Consider the following 18,704-nt stretch of genomic DNA (forward strand, 5'->3'; position numbering starts at 1 on the left):
TTGTGGAAACTACATGAATATTCTGATCGTTGGGCCCAGTTGGGTCGGTGACATGGTGATGGCACAGACACTGTTCCAGTGCCTGCGGCTGCGCTATCCGGACTGCCAGATCGACGTGCTCGCCCCCGAGTGGAGCCGGCCGATCCTCGAGCGCATGCCCCAGGTGCGCAAGGCCTTGAGCTTTCCGCTCGGCCATGGCGCGCTGGAATTGGCGACCCGCCGGCGCATCGGCAAAGCCATGGCCGGCCAGTACGACCAGGCGATCCTATTGCCCAACTCGCTGAAGTCGGCGCTGGTGCCGTTTTTTGCAGGTATTCCAAAGCGTACCGGTTGGCGCGGCGAGTTTCGCTATGTGCTGCTTAACGATGTACGCACCCTGGACAAGGCGCGCTACCCGTTGATGATCGAGCGTTTCATGGCCCTGGCCTACGAACCCGGCGCCGAGCTGCCCACGCCGTATCCGCGCCCCAGCTTGCAGATCGACCCGCTGACCCGCGATGCGGCGCTGGCCAAGTTCGGCCTGGCGCTGGACCGCCCGGTATTGGCCTTGTGCCCGGGCGCCGAGTTCGGCGAGTCCAAGCGCTGGCCGTCGGAGCACTACGCCAAGGTCGCCGAGACCAAGATCCGCGAAGGCTGGCAGGTGTGGCTGTTTGGCTCCAAAAACGATCATTCGGTGGGTGAGGATATTCGCCAGCGCCTGATTCCAGGCCTGCGCGAAGAGGCGGTGAACCTCAGTGGCGAGACGTCCCTGGCCGAGGCCATCGACTTGCTGTCGTGCGCCGACGCGGTGGTGTCCAACGACTCCGGCCTGATGCACGTCGCCGCGGCGCTGAATCGCCCGTTGGTGGCGGTGTACGGCTCGACCTCTCCAGGGTTCACTCCGCCCTTGGCCGACCAGGTCGAAGTGGTGCGCCTGGGCCTGGATTGCAGCCCCTGTTTTGAGCGCACCTGCCGTTTCGGCCACTACAACTGCCTGCGCCAATTGCTGCCGCAGCCGGTAACCGATGCCTTGCAGCGGTTGCAGGGCGACGTGGTCGAGGTTCACTGAGTTGCGGGTACTGGTAATCAAGACCTCATCCCTGGGCGACGTGATCCACGCCTTGCCGGCACTCACCGACGCGGCGCGGGCGATCCCCGGTATCCGTTTCGATTGGGTGGTGGAAGAAGGCTTTGCCGAAATTCCGACCTGGCACCCGGCGGTGGACAAGGTGATCCCGGTGGCGATTCGTCGCTGGCGCAAGAACCTCTGGCAAACCATCAAGAGCGGCGAATGGCGGCGTTTCAAACAGGCCGTGCAGTCGACCAAGTACGACCTGGTGATCGATGCCCAGGGCCTGCTGAAAAGCGCCTGGCTGACCCGCTACGTGCGGGCGCCGGTCGCCGGCTTCGATAAAACCTCGGCCCGCGAGCCCCTGGCGGCGCGTTTTTATTCCCGACGCCTGGCCGTGGCCCGTGGGCAACATGCGGTGGAGCGGTTGCGCCAACTGTTTGCCGTGGCGCTGGGTTATGACCTGCCCAAGGGCCTGGGTGACTATGGCCTGAGCGTCGAGAAACTGCTTGGCCTGCCGCCGAAGAAACCCTTCGTGCTGCTGCTGCACGGCACCACCTGGGACACCAAGCACTGGCCCGAAGCCTACTGGCGCGAACTGGCCGAACGTATGGCCCGCCTGGGCGTGGACGTGAAGTTGCCGTGGGGCAACGCCGCCGAAAAAGCCCGCGCCGAGCGCCTGGCCCAAGGCTTGCCCAACGCCGAAGTGCTGCCAAAACTGAACCTGGCGGGCGTGGCCCGTGTTTTGGCCGGTGCCCGCGCCTGTGTGGCGGTAGATACCGGCCTCGGCCACTTGGCGGCGGCGCTGGATGTGCCGACCATTTCGCTGTTCGGGCCGACCAACCCCGGCCTCACCGGCGCCTACGGCAAAGGCCAGGTCCACTTGGCCAGCGACTGGCCGTGTGCGCCGTGCCTGCAAAAGCACTGCACCTACCAACCCACCGCCGATGACCTGCGGCGGTTCGACATCACGCGCGAGTCGCCCCTGTGCTTCACGCGCCTGAATCCTGAGCGCGTAGCAAGCCGACTGAGCGCGTTGTTACTGGCTGAGGAGCAGCACTGATGCAACTGGCTTTCGTACTGTACAAATACTTTCCCTTCGGTGGCCTGCAGCGCGACTTCATGCGCATCGCCCTGGAGTGCCAGCAGCGCGGCCATCAGATTCGTGTCTATACGCTGATCTGGGAAGGCGATATCCCGCCCGGCTTCGAAGTGCGGGTGGCGCCGGTCAAGGCGCTGGTCAACCATCGCCGCAACGAAAAGCTCTACGCCTGGATCCAGGCCGACCTGGCCAGGCGCCCGGTGGACCGCGTGGTGGGCTTCAACAAGATGCCGGGGCTGGACCTGTACTTCGCCGCCGACGGCGTGTTCGAAGACAAAGCCCAGACACTGCGCAACCCGATGTACCGCTGGTTCGGGCGCTACAAGCACTTTGCCGAATACGAACGTGCGGTTTTCGACAAGAGCGCCAAGACCCAGATCATGGTGCTGTCCGAGCATCAACAGCAACTGTTCAGCCAGTATTACGGCACCCAGCCCGAGCGGTTCCACCTGCTGCCGCCGGGCATCGCCCGTGACCGGCGCGCGCCGCCGAACGCCGCCGACATCCGCGCTGAATTTCGCCGTGAGTTCGGCCTGGCCGAGGACGACTTGCTGCTGGTACAGATCGGTTCGGGTTTCAAGACCAAGGGCGTCGACCGCAGCCTCAAGGCCGTCGCCGCATTGCCGTCCAAACTGAAGAAACGCACCCGCCTGTTTGTAATCGGCCAGGACGACCCCAAAGTCTTCCAATTGCAGAGCGCTGCGCTGGGCCTGGGCGACCAGGTGCAGTTCTTCAAGGGCCGCAACGATATCCCGCGCTTCCTGCTCGGGGCGGACCTGCTGATTCACCCTGCCTACAACGAGGCGGCCGGCATGGTGCTGGTCGAAGCGGTGGTCGCCGGCCTCCCGGTACTGGTGAGCCGGGTCTGCGGCTACGCGTTCTACATCGACAAGGCCCAGAGCGGCCGGGTGTTGGACGAACCGTTCGAACAGGCCCAGCTCAACCAGTACCTGGTGGATATGCTCGAAGATCCACACGCGCGTGCGACCTGGAGTCGCAATGGTCTGGCCTTCGCCGAGACGGCCGACCTGTTTAGCATGCCGCAGTACGCTGCGGACCTGATTCTGGCGGAGCCAAACCGATGAAGTTGATTCTAGCCGAACCCTTCAACACCCTCTGGGCCGGACGCGATGCGTTCACCGAGGTCGAGAAGCTGCAAGGCCAGGTGTTCCGCGAGCTGGCCGCTCGCCGTACGTTGCGTACGGTGGTGCAGGGCCAACCCTATTTCGTGAAGATCCACCGTGGCATCGGCTGGGGCGAAATCCTCAAGAACCTGGTCACCGCCAAATTGCCGGTGCTGGGCGCAGGCCAGGAGTGGTTGGCGATCCAGCGCTTGCAGGAACTGGGCGTGCCGACCATGACGGCGGTGGCCTTTGGCGAAAAAGGCAGCAACCCGGCCGACCAGCATTCGTTCATCATCACGCAAGAGCTGGCGCCGATCATCAGCCTGGAAGACCTGACCCTCGATTGGGTCAAGCAGCCGCCGGTGCCGGCGATCAAGCACGCCTTGACCGTCGAGTTGGCGAACACCGTCGCGGCGATGCACCGGGGCGGCGTCAATCATCGCGATTGCTACCTCTGCCACTTCCTGCTGCACACCGACCGGCCCATTGCGGTCGACACCCTCAAGCTGTCGGTGATCGACCTGCACCGCGCCCAGGTGCGTGCGACGATCCCCGTGCGCTGGCGCAACAAAGACCTGGCCGGACTGTATTACTCTGCCCTGGAAATCGGCCTGACCCAGCGCGACAAGCTGCGCTTTCTCAAGCATTACTTTCAGCAGCCGTTGCGCCAGATCCTCGCCGAGCAAACCGCGCTGTTGCGCGAACTGGAACGCATGGCCGCCAAGCTCTATGCGCGCAAGCAGCGCTACGGGGATGCGCTCTGATGGCGGGTTGGAATCTGGAACCTGCCTACGCTGCTCTCGCGGACGACTTCGGAAGCCTGGAAGCGGTGTTTGCCCTGCAAGGCGAGCGCCTGACCCGCGACCCACTGTCGGAAGTGATTCGGGTGGAGCGCGGCGGGGTCAATTATTACGTCAAGCGCTATGTCGGGGCTGGCAAAGGCCTGCGCCGCTACCTGGGCAAGCCGCGGGTGAAGTCCGAGTGGCAGAACCTCAAGCGCTTTGCCAAGTGGGGCATTCCCACCGCCGAGGTCATCGCCTGGGGCCTGCAACGCAGCGGATTGGCCTACGACCGTGGCGCGATGATCACCCGTGAGCTGCCCAAGACCGAAGACCTGTCGGCGTTGGCTGAGCGCAACGATCCGCGCCTCAAAGACCCCACGTGGGTCGATGCGATCAGCCGCCAGCTCGCCGAATACACGCGCACCATGCACGAGCACCGCTTTACTCATAACGACTTGAAGTGGCGCAACCTGCTGGTCGACGACCAGCGCACCCTGTACCTGATCGACTGCCCCAACGGCGATTTCTGGCGCGGTTTCTGGCTCAAGTACCGCATTACCAAAGACCTGGCCTGCCTGGACAAGGTCGCCAAGTATCATCTGTCGGCCACCCAGCGCCTGCGTTTCTACATGCAATACCGCCAACGCACGCATCTGAAGACGTCGGACAAACAACGAATTCGCCATGTGGTGAAGTTTTTCGAGGGACGTGAATGAGTGACTTCCTGGCGGCCGAAGACCGCGCTTTGCTTGAGCGCAACGGCCTGGCTAGCTTCGACGCGCTGTGGGCCCGGCAACTGGACGCGGTGGACGAGCCGAACACCAGCGGCGACGGCTGGAGCAGCGTGTATCGCCTGGAGCTTGAAGGTCAGGGTTACTACCTCAAGCGCCAGAGCAACTACCTGACGCGCACCTTGCACCGGCCGTTTGGCGAACCGAGTTTTGCCCGCGAGTTTCGCAATATCAGCCTGTACCGAAAGCTGGGTATCCCGGCCTTGCAGGCAGCCTTTTTTGGCGAGCGAAAGGTTGCAGGCGAGCGCCGTGCGATGCTGCTCACCCGTGCCCTGGACGGCTGGAACGACCTGGACTCGTTGCTGGAGCAATGGACGCAACTGAGCGACGCCCAGCAGCACGCGATCCTCCTGGCCTGCGGCAAGCTTGCGCGGCATTTGCACAGCGTGGGCCAGGTGCACGGCTGCTTTTACCCCAAGCATATTTTCCTGCAGGCGCGTGGCGACAGTTATGCCGCGCAACTGATCGACCTGGAAAAGACCCGCCCGCTGTTGTTCGGCTGGCGTGACCGGGTCAAGGACCTGGAACCGCTGCTGCGCCGTGCACCGCAGTGGACAGACGCCCAGGTGCGACAGCTGTTGGCGGCTTACCTTGAGCAGCCCGAAGACAGTGCATTGGTGTCTACCTGGCACCAGCGCCTGACGGCGCGCCGCAGCCACAAGGAGAACCGCTGATGCGTTTGTCCGAGCTGAAAAATGCCGGTCGTACACCCCGCCTGCCACTGACCCTCGATCTGGCGGATGCGGCCGGTCCGGGGCAACTGCAACTGCTCAGCCTGTTGCGGGTATTGCCGGGGCAGCGCTACGTCGGCGCCGCCGTGTGGCGCGGTCGCCCGGTGCTGGCCAAGTTGTTGGTGGGCAGCAAGGCGGCGCGGCATTTTCAACGTGAACTCAGCGGTGTGCGGCTGTTGGCCGAGCAAGGCTTGACCACACCGCTGCTGCTCGCCGACGGTTTGCAGGAAGGCGAGGGGGGCTGGCTGCTGTTCGAGTTTCTCGAAGGCGCCCACAGCCTGGGCGACGCCTGGCTCGCTGTCGAAGGCTTGCCGCCCTTGGCCGACGAACAAACCGCCGTGCTCGCCGAAGCGCTCGGCGCGATTGCGCAGATGCATGCCCAAGGGCTGTGGCAGGAAGACCTGCACCTGGACAACTTGCTGCGCCAGGACGGCCAACTGTATTTGATCGATGGTGCCGGAATCCGTGTCGAAGAGGCGGGCAAGCCGCTGTCGCGCAATCGGGTGCTGGAAAACCTCGGGGTGTTCTTTGCCCAGTTGCCGAAAAACCTCGAGCCGTTTACCGAAGAATTGTTGGTGTACTACCTGCTGGCAAACGGTGAACATGCCTTGCCACTGGAAGCGCTCGAAAAGCAGGTGCGCAAAGTCAGCGCCTGGCGCTTGAGGGACTATCTGAACAAGGTCGGTCGCGACTGCACGCTGTTCAGCGTGGTGCGTGGCGCCTTCGGCCTGCGCGCGATTCGGCGTGAAGAAGAGGCGGCCATGCTGCCCGTGCTGGAGCAGGCCGATGCGCTGCTCGACCAGGGCCATCTGTACAAGACCGGTGGCGCGGCAAGCGTGGCCAAAGTCGAAGTGGCCGGCCGGCCCCTGGTGATCAAACGCTACAACATCAAGGGTTTCGCCCACTGGCTCAAACGCTTCTGGCGCCCCAGCCGTGCCTGGCATTCCTGGCGCGAAGGCAATCGCCTGGCATTCCTCGGCATCGCCACGCCCAAGCCGCTGGCGGTGTTGGAGAAGCGCTTTTGCTGGTTGCGCAGCCGTGCGTATCTGGTCACTGAATACCTGCCTGGACCCGACATTATCGAGCGTTTTGCGCCCTATGTTGAAAACGGCGATGCGCCTGAAGATGAGCTGCTGGCGCTGGACCGGTTGTTCGCCGAGTTGATCCGCGAGCGCATCAGCCATGGAGACTTCAAAGGCCACAACCTGTTCTGGAGTGAAGACCGCTGGGCGATGATCGATCTGGATGCCATGTGCCAACACAGTTCTGCTGCCAGCTTCGCTGGGGCGTATGCCAAGGATCGTGCGCGGTTCATGCGTAATTGGCCGCAGGGCAGTGCGTTGTATCAGGTGATTGATCAGCGTTTGCCCAGGATCTCTCTGTCTGATTCTGTAACGTAAGCAAAGGTCTGGCTGGACAGACCTTTCGATATTATCCCGGCGAACAAAAACGAAAACCTGGGATTAACAACTCCATGGCAAATGAACCGCCAGCTTCCCCGCAGTTTTTACTTTTTGAAAATGAAAGCGAGACTGAGCGAGCCGCAAAAAGTGTGATAGCCAGCTCGCCGACTGGGCAGTTCAGCGATTTCATCGTTTACGTGGATGAAAGCGGCGATCATGGGATGCAAACGCTTGACGTCAACTACCCTATGTTTGTATTGGCTTTTTGCGTGTTTCATAAGCGGCACTATTGCGAGAAGGTCATCCCCGCGCTTCAGAAATTCAAATTCAACCATATGGGGCATGACCTTGTGGGTTTGCATGAATTGGAGATCCGCAAAGAGAAAGGCGCGTTCTCGAACATGTTTATGTCACGCCAGCATAAACACGACTTTCTTGAAGAATTGACCAGTATTATCCAAGTGAGCAATTTCGTATTGATCAGTTGTGTGATTGATAAAATTGCACTTCGTGAACAGCAGGGGCCGATACACAACCCGTATCATCTGGCGTTGGGGTTCTGTCTTGAAACGCTTTACGAATTCCTTCAAGAGAAAAATCAACAGCATGCGTTAACTCATGTGATTTTCGAGCGTCGAGGCCGCAGGGAGGATAATGAGCTTGAGTTGGAGTTTCGCCGAATGTGTGACGGTGCGAATCGTTCAGGTGTTCGTATGCCATTTGACATTGTATTCGCTACAAAACAGGTTAATTCCACAGGGTTGCAACTTGCGGATCTCGTTGCGAGACCCATCGGCATGAGCGTCTTGCGCCCCGGCCAGGAGAATCGAGCCTTTGATGTGCTTACGCGAAAGTTCTACTGCAGTGGAGGGCGTGGCAAGGTCGGAGAGGGGTTCGAAAATTGGGGGCTGAAGATTTTTCCTGTCGCTGAAAGCGAAAAGCCCCGGTGAAACTCACCGAGGCTATAGCGCCGACCAGGATCCCCCAGTCCATTTGAAGCAAATTCTATGCGCGCGATTTTTAGGTGTCAACGCAGCTATTGAGCCAGCTTGCGGCCAGGCGGCGCCAGATGATGGAGCTGCGTTCAGAACTGATACTCCGCCCCCGCCCCCGCATACCACGACCTCCCCGGCGCCGCTTCGTAGTAGCGACCATTGCCGTCCCCCACGATCACCGATCCCACGTACTGACGATCCAGCAAGTTATCCAGGCGCAAGGTCTGGTGAAAGGTCCAGTGCTCCGCCTTCTGCTCGAACCGCGCGCGCCAGTTGAATACGCTGTAGCCCGGTGCGGCATGTTGGCGGTTGGTGTCTTCGACGTAGACTTTGCTGCGGTACATGCCTTCGAGGGCGGTACTGACCCAGTCGCGCGGTTTCCAGTTCAGTTCGGTGAACAGCGTGGTTTGCGGCACGCCGGGCAGGTAGTTGCCTTTGTCGATGGTATTCGCGCCGCTGACAAAGTTGCTGTCGTAGGTCGCTTGCAGGCGTGTATAGGCGAGGCTGGTGCTCCAGTGCTCGCTGAGCTGGCTTTCCACGCCCAGTTCGAAACCGCGACGCAAGGTTCGGCCGGCGTTCTGGTAGCTGGTGCGGCCACCGATGGATTGCTGCACGACCAGTTCGTCTTCAGTGGTGATCTGGAACACGGCGGCGTTGACGCGGGTGTTGGCCAGTTGAGCCTTCAGGCCTATTTCGTATTGCGTACTGTCAGACGGCTTCAAGCCAAAGTTGAAGCCTTCGACATTGCCCGGTGCATAGGCCAGCTCGGCCTGGGTGGGGGTTTCGAAGCCTTTGCCTGCGCTGATGTAACCGTGCAGATCGGGCGTGAACGCGTACATCACGCTCATCGACGGGGTGTTCTTCTGGTAGGTCTTGTTGCCGCTGGCGTCGCCATTGCTCAGGAATTGGTCGTCGACGTCCAGCTGCATGGTGCTATGGCGGATGCCGGCTTGCAGGGTCCAGCGATCGAGGGCCCAGTTGGCCTGGATATAGGGGTCGAGACTGCGGGCGGTGTCGATTTCATCACGGCGTAACTCGCCTTTCACGCCCAGGGTGTTGCCGCTGTAGTTCTGATAGCCGTGGCGGCTGTCTTCGCTCTGGTCGAAGTCCAGGCCGGTGATGATCATCAACTCGCCCGGCGCGCGTTCGATGGGCTGCATCCAGCGCACGCTGCCACCGTAGAACTTGCGGTCGAATTGCACGACGCCGCCGCCGCGTTCATTGGCAGGGTTAAGCGCTCCAGTGCTCGTAAACTTGGGAATCGACAGGTACTGAATCACGCTGCGCCGCCCGGTGTAGGCGTTGACCTGCAAGGTCGCCTCGCCAAAGTACCGTTCGTAATTCATGCCCAATTGCTGATGATCGATACTTTTACGTGTGTTGTAGGTCAGCGCATTGGCGCTCACCGAGCGTGGATCAGCCTTGTACGCCGCCCAGGTCTGCCCCAGCGGATCTTGCGTGCCATTCTGTTCCAGGCTGCTGTAGATCAACGCCAGCTTGCTGTCGTCATCCGGCTGGAAATTGAGCTTGGCGAACGTCTGGTCGCGACGCGCGCTGCTATGGTCACGATAGCCGTTGGTGTCCATGCGCGAGGCGTCGAGCACGAAGCCGGCGCCGTTGGCCGCACCTTCGGCGGTGAGGTGGTTTTTGTTCAGCCCGTCGCTGCCGACCAGGGTTTCGGCACCGATGCGCGGCGGGCCCGCGCCGTCGCGAGAGAACATCTGGATCACCCCGCCGGCGTTGCTGCCATACAGCGTCGCGGCGGGGCCGCGCAGGACTTCGATGCGTTCGGCGGTGTCGAGGTTGAAGGTCGCTGCCTGGCCCTGGCCGTCCGGGGTGCTGGCGGGAATTCCGTCGGCCAGCAGCTTGATGCCGCGCACGCCGAAGGCTGAACGGGCGCCGAAGCCACGGGAGGAGATTTGCAGGTCCTGCGCGTAGTTCTGGCGGTTCTGCACCACCAGGCCGGGCACGCGGGACAAGGCTTCGGAGGCGTTGATGCCGAGTTGGCCGTCGCTGATCTGTTCGCGGCTGATGCCGTCGACCGAGTAGGGCAGGTCAAAGGTGGGGCTGGCGCTGCGCGAACCGGTGACCACGCTGGGGTCGAGGATCAGCGGCGCATCGTCGGCCTGGGCGGTATTGACCAGGCCCAGGAGCAGGGCCAGGCAAGCGGGGGTAGATGAGTTCATGAACAGGTCAGGTCCGTGGCGCCACCCGACAGTGCGCGGGTGCAAATATCGCAAGTTTAACGATTCAGTCCTGGAATTGCCGAGTTCCTTGCCGTTGGGCCGTTCTCGATGTGCCCCTTCTCCGGCTTGCTGGATAAGCTCATCCTGCCCTATACCCTCTACCGGCAAAACGTCGACGGTAACCTTGAGCTTCGCTAGCCCTTGGCGCTAACAGCTTCCTAGTGCTTTTAAGCTATAATCCCGCCCTTTAGCTGTTTCCCGCGCGAGCGGGAGGCACACTTTTTTCAGGCGCGACCCGCCTGCATGCAGACTAAAAGAGGCTAGACCCCAGTGGCATTGACGATTCTTGGCCTGTCCGGCGCCCTTAGCCATGATCCTTCCGCAGCCCTGTATATCGACGGCAAGCTGATCGCGGCCGCCGAAGAAGAGCGCTTCGTACGCGACAAACATGCAAAGAACCGCATGCCCTACGAGTCGGCGAAGTTCTGCCTGGAACAGGCGGGCATCAAGCCTTCCGACGTTGACGTGGTGGCTATTCCGTTCGCTCCGATCAGCTTGTTCGGCGAAGCGCGCTGGCACTATGCCAAGCGTTACTGGTACGCGCCGGACCGCGCGCTCGACGCGATCCTGATGGGCAACCGCCGCTACAAGCGCTATCGCAACAAGATCGTCTGGTGCCTGGAGCAACTGGGCTTTGATCCGAAGAAAATCAAGATCGAACCGGTTGAACACCACCTGGCCCACGCCTCCAGTGCCTATCACTGCTCCGGCTTCCAGGAAAAAACCGCGATCCTGGGCATCGACGGCAAAGGTGAATACGCCACCACGTTCTTTGGTTACGGCGAAAACGGCAAGATCCACAAGATCAAGGAATTCTACGATCCGGACTCCCTGGGCGGCCTCTACGGCGCGATCACCGAGTTCCTCGGTTTCGAGATGCTCGACGGTGAGTTCAAGGTCATGGGCATGGCGCCTTATGGCGATGCCAGCAAATACGATTTCTCGCGCCTGGCCTCCTTTGAAAATGGCGAGTTGGTGATCAACACCGATTACGCCAACGTGATCGGCCTGCGTCGCTATAAAGAGAAGGGCAAGGGGTTCTACTTCTCGCCGAAACTGATCGAGTGGCTGGGCCCCAAGCGCGAGGGCGATATTGCCGACGAGCCGTACATCCACTACGCGGCCAGCATGCAGGCACTGTTCGAGAAACTGGCCTTGCAGATGATCGACCATTACCTGGGCGACATCCTCAAGGACACCGGCAAGCTGGCCTTTGCCGGCGGCTGTGCGCTGAACGTAAAGCTGAACCAGAAAATCATTGCCCGCGATGACGTCAAAGAGCTGTTCGTGCAGCCGGCGTCCGGCGATGCCGGCACTGCCGTGGGTGCGGCCGCCTATGTCTCCCACGCCCGTGGTGTGCCGGTGGAGAAGATGGAGCACGTCTATCTCGGCCCGTCCTACAGCAACGAAGATGTCATCGCGGCGTGCGCCAAGCACGCGAGCAAGCCGAACTGGCGCAAGATCGAAAACATGCCCAAGCGTATCGCCAAAATCATGGTCGATGGCAACCCGGTGGCCTGGTTCCAGGGCCGCATGGAGTTCGGCCCGCGTGCCTTGGGCGGTCGTTCGATCATCGGTTGCCCCAGCGCCACCGGCGTGGCCGACCGTATCAACCACCAGATCAAGTTCCGCGAGCGCTGGAGGCCTTTCTGCCCGTCGATGCTCGACACCGTGGCCCCGCAGATGATCAAGGTCGATCACCCGGCGCCGTTCATGACCTTCACCTTTGAAGTCTCGGAAGAATGGAAAACCCGCGTGCCGGAGGTGGTGCATGAAGACGGTACCTCCCGTGCCCAGGTACTCAAGCGCGAATACAACCCGCGCTACTACGACATGATGAAGGAGCTGGAAGTACTGACCGGCAATGGCGTGTCCCTGAACACTTCGCTCAATCGCCGGGGTGAAGCGATGATCTGCTCGCCGACCGACGCACTGAACATGTTCTTCGGCTCCGACCTGCAGTACCTGATCATGGAAGACATCCTGGTGGTCAAGGATGGCGTGGACCCCTATGACGCCGTGGTTTAAATGCTGAACCGCTTGCGGGGCTGGCGTGAACGTGGCTGGACGCCTGTCGAGGCCGAGGTTTACGCCCAGGCCTGGCAGCGTTACGGCGGCAGTGTGGCGACCCATCCGCAGGTCATCGAACGCTTGGCCGGCCTGGCCCAGCTTCCGGTGCGCTACCTGGGTTGGGAGCAGGACGGCGAACTCAAGGGGGCGATTGCCACCTGGGGGCGCGACCTGGCCCTGTCCAAGGACGTACTCAAGCGCACCGGCAGGAAGGGCCTGTTTGACCTGGGCAATGCCGAGATCATCCTGCCGATTGCCGCCGATGCGCAGGCGCCGCTGCGCCACCGTGGGCGTTACCTGTCAGCGCTGAACGAAGGACGCATCAGCACCCTCAAGCCCCAGGCCGAACAATTGGCCATGGCGCGCACCCCTGAAGAACTCTCGAAAAAGTTTCGCTACAACCAGCGGCGTGAGTTGCGTTTGCTGGAAGAAGCGGGTGGCGTGGTGCGGGCGGTCAACGAGTTTTCCAGCGTGGAACTGGCGGCGATTTATTGCGACCTGTTCCAGCGCCGCTGGGGTTTCCCGGCGGCCGGCGCGGCGCGCTTGGCCGAGGTGCTGGAGCTGCTCAAGGAGTTTCTGTTCGGTTCGGTGCTGTTTCTCAACGACGCCGCAATCGCTGTGCAGTTGGTGTATCAGGTGCAGTCCCGCGAATGGTTCAGCGCCGAATACGTCAACGGCGGTGTCGACCCTGAAACTCGCGCGTTCAGCCCCGGCAGCGTATTGAGTTTCCTTAATACCCAAAGTGCCTGGGAGCAGGCGCGTGCGGCCGACAAGTCGCTGCGCTTTTCCTTCGGGCGTGCCGACCGCGAATACAAGGAGCGCTGGTGCAACCCGGTGCCGGTGTTCAGCGTATGAGCCGCAAACAGCAGTTGCTCAAGCGCCATCGGCGCAACAAACGCATTGCGCTGTTAATCGGCTTGCTGGTGCTGATCGCGACCGGCGTGCTGGTGGCCTGGTGGCTGCTGCCGATCCTCGCGGTGCTGCTGTGGGCGGCCCATGAAGCCTGGTTTGCCGACCACCTGTTCTACTCGCCAAAAGACCCTTATGAGTACGCCTTCCCGGCCGGCAGCGAACAGCCCGGTTTGCGTCTGGAGGCAGGACGGCTATTGCTGGACGCGCCGTTGGCGGCCGATGAAACCCTGATCGTCGGGGTTGAGTTGAAAAGCTCATGGCTAGGGCGCTTCCTCGACCCGGCGTTGGACGTGCTGGGCCTGGAAACACCGGACCGGCAAGTCTTCGAACGGGGTGTCGCCGGGCGGCGTTATCTCAACCTGACCGGCGCCACTGAAGCACTTGCGGCGGGCAATATCGTCTTGCGCGGACGTTTTTGCCGGATCGAGGGCCAGCCGACGCTATGGCGTTTTCGCCAACCCGACTATCGCCAGCAACGCGTAATGGTGATCGCCCCCCACGCCGACGATGCCGAGCTGGCCGCGTTCAGCCTTTACAGCCAGGCGACACAAAGCTGGATCGTGACCCTGACCGCCGGCGAAATCGAAGCCGAGCATTACCAGCACATGGGGTTGCCCAAGGCTGAGGCGGCACGGCTCAAAGGCCGCCTGCGCGCCTGGGACAGCGTTGCCGTGCCGCGTTGGGCCGGTGTGCCCGAGGCGCAGTGCGTGCAACTGGGTTATTTCTGCATGCAATTGCAGGCTATGCAGGCCGCGCCGGGTCAGCCTCAGGCCTCGCGCGAAGCCGACTTGGCCGATACGCGACTGTTCCGTCAATTCAATAGCTTTGCTTTGCCCGGGGATGTGGACGGCGCGCCGACCTGGCACAACTTGATCGCCGACCTGCGCGCACTGCTGCTCAAGGCGCAGCCTCAGGTGATCGTGTTGCCCACGCCGTTGCTCGACCCGCACGCCGACCATATCTGCGCTCATGCGGCGGTGCTTGAAGCGTTGCAGGGCCTGGCGTGGCAGCCCGACACATTGCTCGGCTACGCCAATCACCTGCATGATAATGACCGCTGGCCGATGGGCGATTCCGGGGCCGGGGTGGCGCTGCCGCCGCATGTCGATGCCGCCGTAGCGCTGGTCCCGTGCAGTTTTACCCTGACCTTGCGCCAGCAGCAGGACAAGGCCATGGCGCTGGGCATGATGCATGACCTGCAGCCGCGAACGCCGTTCAAGCGTCGCGTGCGCAAGTGGTTGCAGCAGGTGCTGGCGGGCCGTAGTCCATCGCCTTATGGCGAGAACGAATTCTTTCGCAAGGCCGTGCGTCGTCACGAGCTGTTGTGGGTCCTTAAGCAGGACTGAGACCCTATCGAAGGCAGGCCGGCATGGGCCTGTCGCTGTTTTTTACCGGGCCGTGCGCCCGTAGCCAGATCGCTGCATGGAGAGTTATGAAGCCGCGTTTCAAGGTTTTGCAGTTACAGCCGGACTACAACGTCAAGACCCATGATTTCGCCGACCTGGGTGAGCAGATCGTCAAATCCCTGCCGGTTGAGCGTTTTGAGGTGACCTCCGGTTTTCTCAGTGGGCGTCCGCAGCCAGGCCAGCCCTTGAGCGTGGCCGAGCACTCCCACTATTTCGAGTTGCCGGAGAAGTCCCTCAAGGGCATCCGCTTTGGCGCCATGTGGCAGATCTACAAGTATTGCCGCGAGCAGAAATTCGACGTGGTCATCTGCAACCGCTTCAAATCGGTGAACATGATGCTGTCGCTCAACCGTTGGCTGAAGATCCCGCTGTGCATCGGCATCTCCCACGGTTTCGGCGAGTATGCCCGTGGCTATCGCCGGCGCCAGACCCGGCGTTGGGTCAGCCCGGCCTGGCGGTTCGTCGGTGTGTCGGAGGCGGTGAAGGACTACCTGGTGGACCTCAACTGCGGGTTCACCCGTGAGAACACCACCTATGTGACCAACGCGATCGATATTCCCCAGGCAGAGGCTTTGCAGCTGTCCCGCGAGGATGCCCGCCAAGCCCTGGGGCTGCCGATGGACGCACGCATGATCGGCGCCCTCGGCCGCCTGGTGCCGATCAAGGGCCACACCCATTTGCTGCAAGCCTTTGCCACCCTCAAGGACAAATACCCTGAAGCGCAGGTGGGCATCATTGGTTCCGGGCGTGCCGAAGCCGATCTGCGCGCCGACATCGAGCGCCTGGGCCTGACGGGCCGTGCGCATTTGCTGGGCTTTCGCGAAGACGGCATGAAGTACGTGCGCGGTTTCGACATCTGGACCATGCCATCGCTGTTCGAAGGCCTGGGCCTTGCGCTGCTGGAAGGCATGAGCGGCCACTTGCCGGTGATCGCTTCCAACGGCCCTGCGATGCTGCCCCTGGTGCAGGGCGCGGGCGGCTTGTCCCATGACCCAGGCAATGTCGAGCAACTGGCCGCGGCCCTGGACACTTATCTGGCACTGAGCGATGAACAGCTGCGCGCCAAGGGGGAAGAGGTGTTCCGCTATCTGGAAGCCAACCACACCCTCGACGAGTTCAAGCACAAGTACCTGACCCTGATTGAAACCGGTTTGCGTGAAGTAGGTAGAGCATGAATCAGCAGCAACCCCTGGTCTCGGTGATCATTGCTTCCTATAACCATGCCCGGTACATCGAGCAGAGCATCCTCAGCGTGTTGGGGCAGACCTACCCCAATATCGAGTTGCTGGTGGTGGACGATGGTTCCAAGGATGACAGCGTCGAGCGCATCCGGCGCCTGCAGGCCGAGCATGGCTTTGATTTCCAGGTGCAACAGAACCAGGGCCTCAGCGCCACCCTCAACGGCGCGATCGCTCGCGCCAAGGGCAGCCTGATCGCACCGTTCGGTTCGGATGACATCATGTTGCCGGACCGCATCGCGACCCAGGTGGCGTATATGGAAGGCAAGCCGAAGGTGGGCATGTGCGCCGGCAACATCGAGCTGATCGATGGCGATGGCAACCTGCACCCGGAGAAGAAGCAACGTCGCGATGTGCCGTTTCGCAGTCTCGATTTCGACGACATGTTCATGGACCGCAAGCCGTTCCCACCGGCGCCCACCATGCTGATTCGTCGGGACGTGCTCGAGGAGGTCGGCGGTTTCGATCCGCAGATTCCCCTCGAGGACCTGCTGATCCAATTGAAAATCACAGCGGCGGGCTACACCATCGACGCCCTGGACGTGGTGATGGCGCAGTATCGGCAGCACGGCAGCAACACCTACAAGAACCACCGCTACATGATCCAGAACATTCTCAAGACGTACGCCAAGTTCAGCGACCACCCGGCCTATGACGCGGTGCGCTACAACTTCCTGAACTCGATGTTCTTAAAGACCGCCCAGCGCGACCGGCCGTTGGCGCGCGAGATTCTCAAGCAGATTCCCCTGAAGTTCTGGGGCCGCAAAACCTTGCGCGGGTTGGTGCGGCTCTACCTGGCACCGCTCAAAAGCTGAGGCGCTTCCCCTGTAGGAGCAAGCTTGCTCGCGAAAAAACCGAGGACACTGCAGGCAGTCTGAATGCCCGCGTTATCGTTGACGATCTTCGCGAGCAAGCTCGCTCCTACAGGTGCTTATCACCTGAATGGGCCAGGCTGCGCACCTGCTCGCGAATTTTCGCAGTGGCCGTTGGGCTCGCAACGGTTGCGTAGCCCTTCACCAGTTGCTCGAAGTGCGTTTCGAACAGCCAGTTGCGGTCCTGCGGATAGCGTTGCATGTGGCGCAAATTACGCTGGCGCAATGCGTAGCGCAGGGGCGACGGGTAGATGCGCAGGTCGGCGACGTCAATCAGGCCGAACTCGCCGTCGTCCATCAGCAACACGTTGCCCAGGTGCAGCGAGCGGAAGTACACGCCGCGCTCATGCAATTGCGCCATGAACCGACCAAAACGCTCGACCAGCGATTCGCGCAGGCTGCTGTCCAGGCTTTGCAGGGCCTGGCGCAGGGTCAGGCCGGGCAGGGGCGTGTAGGCCACGGCGCTGCTGGCATCGGGCAGGGAGTAGAGCCCGAGGATGTGTGGTGCGGGGATGCCCAGGGTGCGCAATTGCTCGCTGTTGCTGGCAAAGCGCTCTGAATACGGATTGAAGCTACCGGAGGTGTACCAGCGGCGTGGGCGGAACAGTTTGAGGAAACTGCCATCTTCCAGGCGCAGGACTTTTGGCCCGAGGCCATCGGCTTCGATTACATGGGCATTGCTGCACAGCTGGTCGAACTCTTGCGACTTAATGTCTGCCACAGGTAAGCGCAAGAGACTGCGTCGGCGCCGGGCGATATTCAGGCCGGCGATCAGCGCCAGCGGAATCCACAACAGGAACCAGTGCTCTTTAGGGCGCGAGAGAATACCGCCGCCCTCAGTTAGACCTGCACCGATCCCATATGCCAGTAGTGATGAGGCAAGAATGAAAAGCGCTTGGGTACGGTGTCGGAAGCTGCTGTACAAACCCCAGCAGATCATGAGAATCCATGGGATGAAGCCGATGATACCGACATAATACAGCACGCCTAGGGCAAAGCTATGGGGTTCACGCAGAGTTTCGCCCCAACCGAAGCTCAGGTATAGATCAGAATCGTAGCTGTGACCGATCCACGGATGCTCGGCGATACGCTCCAGCGAGAGCTGCCAGAGACCTAGGCGCGAAGAATCGCCGCGTACAGTGATAATTTCAGGGGCAATCGCCACTACCGTCGCGAAACCGAATATCAGACCCGCGATCATCAGAGCCGACCGACGGTTCGGGCTTATGAGGGTCAACCAGAGTGCGGCAACCACCAGCGCTACCAGCGGCGTCCTGGACCCTGTCGCCAATACTGCCGCAAGCATAATGGCAAGCGCGGGAACTGCGAACCACAGACTCTTGAGTTGACGGGTTGTTACGCAGACAAAGAGCCAGTAGATAGTAAAGAAACCGAAGATGTGAGAGCTGAGCAGTGGGTTGTCCAGTGCGCCGCGCCCACCAATCATGCGCATTCCGGGTTCAAAGCTTTTGATGAAATGTGCAAGGTTGAAGAGGGTGGTGATCAGCGCGATGAGCGCCGCGCTGAAAAAGATCGGCTTGAATAGTTCGTTACGGTAATGCAACAACATGCCGCAGCCGGCCAGCAGCATGAACGTATGCATCGGTCTCTTGAAAAGATCGGTATCAGGGTGATGCTCAGGGCTCCATAAGAGACTGATCAATGCCCAGGCCGAAAACATCACAAAAGCGATGATCACAGGCTCGCGGAAGGCCTCCTTGAACTCCCTTGGGCGCAAGCACAACAACAACAGAGTTGGCGCACTGAACAGGCCGTAATAGAGTTTATGCAGTACGTTACGGTTGCCGACGAAGAACAGCGCACTCAAGAGCAACAGCAAGCCAACAGGCAAAATCCACAGGACCAGGAAGTCGAAAACGCGATTTGAGCCATAGATAAGGCGCTTTGAGTGCATACGATAAAGCCATTCCAGAAAGAGAAAGCCGACCATCTTAAGGTGGTGGCTATGTAATGTCGCCCGTCT

15 protein-coding genes are annotated in these 18,704 nt (G+C 61.2%); 13 read left to right on the forward strand and 2 right to left on the reverse strand.

Translation table 11 applies throughout. The annotated features are described in order from the left end of the window. The first annotated feature begins 13 nt into the window (after positions 1 to 13). The 8 genes from waaF to C4J92_RS02635 all read left to right on the forward strand — a co-directional run bounded on the left by waaF (position 14) and on the right by C4J92_RS02635 (position 7,931). Positions 14 to 1,048, forward strand: a complete 1,035-nt coding sequence (gene waaF / locus C4J92_RS02600) for a lipopolysaccharide heptosyltransferase II (protein WP_124402858.1) — start codon at positions 14 to 16, stop codon at positions 1,046 to 1,048. Between the two features lies 1 nt (position 1,049). Beyond that, the gene (waaC, locus tag C4J92_RS02605) at positions 1,050 to 2,111 is read left to right on the forward strand and encodes a lipopolysaccharide heptosyltransferase I (protein WP_124360970.1); all 1,062 of its coding nucleotides are present in this window, start codon (positions 1,050 to 1,052) and stop codon (positions 2,109 to 2,111) included. Further along, positions 2,111 to 3,235 (forward strand): glycosyltransferase family 4 protein, encoded by a 1,125-nt coding sequence (locus C4J92_RS02610; RefSeq protein ID WP_124402859.1) that lies wholly within the window; start codon positions 2,111 to 2,113, stop codon positions 3,233 to 3,235. Before waaC ends, C4J92_RS02610 begins: the two co-directional genes overlap by 1 nt. Further along, positions 3,232 to 4,038 (forward strand): lipopolysaccharide core heptose(I) kinase RfaP, encoded by an 807-nt coding sequence (gene rfaP / locus C4J92_RS02615; RefSeq protein WP_124402860.1) that lies wholly within the window; start codon positions 3,232 to 3,234, stop codon positions 4,036 to 4,038. The genes C4J92_RS02610 and rfaP overlap by 4 nt, the downstream gene beginning before the upstream one ends. After that, entirely contained in the window at positions 4,038 to 4,772 is a 735-nt protein-coding gene (locus C4J92_RS02620) for a lipopolysaccharide kinase InaA family protein (protein ID WP_124402861.1), read from the forward strand. The genes rfaP and C4J92_RS02620 overlap by 1 nt, the downstream gene beginning before the upstream one ends. After that, positions 4,769 to 5,521: a lipopolysaccharide kinase InaA family protein gene (locus C4J92_RS02625; RefSeq protein WP_124402862.1), complete on the forward strand. Its 753-nt coding sequence runs from the start codon at positions 4,769 to 4,771 to the stop codon at positions 5,519 to 5,521. The genes C4J92_RS02620 and C4J92_RS02625 overlap by 4 nt, the downstream gene beginning before the upstream one ends. Continuing rightward, on the forward strand, positions 5,521 to 6,978 hold the full coding sequence (locus C4J92_RS02630; protein ID WP_124402863.1) for a lipopolysaccharide kinase InaA family protein: 1,458 nt from the start codon (positions 5,521 to 5,523) through the stop codon (positions 6,976 to 6,978). Before C4J92_RS02625 ends, C4J92_RS02630 begins: the two co-directional genes overlap by 1 nt. A 74-nt stretch (positions 6,979 to 7,052) precedes the next feature. Continuing rightward, on the forward strand, positions 7,053 to 7,931 hold the full coding sequence (locus C4J92_RS02635) for a DUF3800 domain-containing protein (RefSeq protein WP_124402864.1): 879 nt from the start codon (positions 7,053 to 7,055) through the stop codon (positions 7,929 to 7,931). Positions 7,932 to 8,065: 134 nt separating this feature from the next. Here the strand turns inward: C4J92_RS02635 and C4J92_RS02640 are convergent, their stop codons facing one another. Then, a complete protein-coding gene (locus tag C4J92_RS02640; RefSeq protein ID WP_124402865.1) occupies positions 8,066 to 10,162 on the reverse strand; it encodes a TonB-dependent receptor in 2,097 nt (698 codons plus the stop codon). 330 nt (positions 10,163 to 10,492) lie between these two features. On the opposite strand from C4J92_RS02640, the gene C4J92_RS02645 reads away from it, so the two are divergent. The 5 genes from C4J92_RS02645 (at position 10,493) to C4J92_RS02665 (ending at position 16,663) form a co-directional block, all read left to right on the forward strand. Continuing rightward, positions 10,493 to 12,250: a carbamoyltransferase gene (locus tag C4J92_RS02645; RefSeq protein WP_124365589.1), complete on the forward strand. Its 1,758-nt coding sequence runs from the start codon at positions 10,493 to 10,495 to the stop codon at positions 12,248 to 12,250. Continuing rightward, positions 12,251 to 13,147, forward strand: a complete 897-nt coding sequence (locus C4J92_RS02650; protein ID WP_124369358.1) for a GNAT family N-acetyltransferase — start codon at positions 12,251 to 12,253, stop codon at positions 13,145 to 13,147. Then, a complete protein-coding gene (locus tag C4J92_RS02655) occupies positions 13,144 to 14,550 on the forward strand; it encodes a PIG-L family deacetylase (RefSeq protein WP_124402866.1) in 1,407 nt (468 codons plus the stop codon). The genes C4J92_RS02650 and C4J92_RS02655 overlap by 4 nt, the downstream gene beginning before the upstream one ends. Before the next feature lie 86 nt (positions 14,551 to 14,636). After that, positions 14,637 to 15,785 carry a glycosyltransferase family 4 protein gene (locus C4J92_RS02660; RefSeq protein WP_124402867.1) on the forward strand — a complete coding sequence of 383 codons (1,149 nt, stop codon included), beginning with the start codon at positions 14,637 to 14,639 and terminating at the stop codon, positions 15,783 to 15,785. Then, positions 15,782 to 16,663 (forward strand): glycosyltransferase, encoded by an 882-nt coding sequence (locus tag C4J92_RS02665; RefSeq protein WP_124360982.1) that lies wholly within the window; start codon positions 15,782 to 15,784, stop codon positions 16,661 to 16,663. The genes C4J92_RS02660 and C4J92_RS02665 overlap by 4 nt, the downstream gene beginning before the upstream one ends. Positions 16,664 to 16,769: 106 nt before the next feature. On the opposite strand, the gene C4J92_RS02670 is transcribed toward C4J92_RS02665, so the two are convergent. Further along, complete coding sequence (locus C4J92_RS02670; protein ID WP_124405758.1) at positions 16,770 to 18,635, reverse strand: bifunctional O-antigen ligase/aminoglycoside phosphotransferase family protein; 1,866 nt, start codon at positions 18,633 to 18,635, stop codon at positions 16,770 to 16,772. Positions 18,636 to 18,704 lie beyond the last annotated feature (69 nt).

The organism is Pseudomonas sp. R3-18-08, assembly GCF_003852065.1.
Taxonomy (GTDB): domain Bacteria; phylum Pseudomonadota; class Gammaproteobacteria; order Pseudomonadales; family Pseudomonadaceae; genus Aquipseudomonas.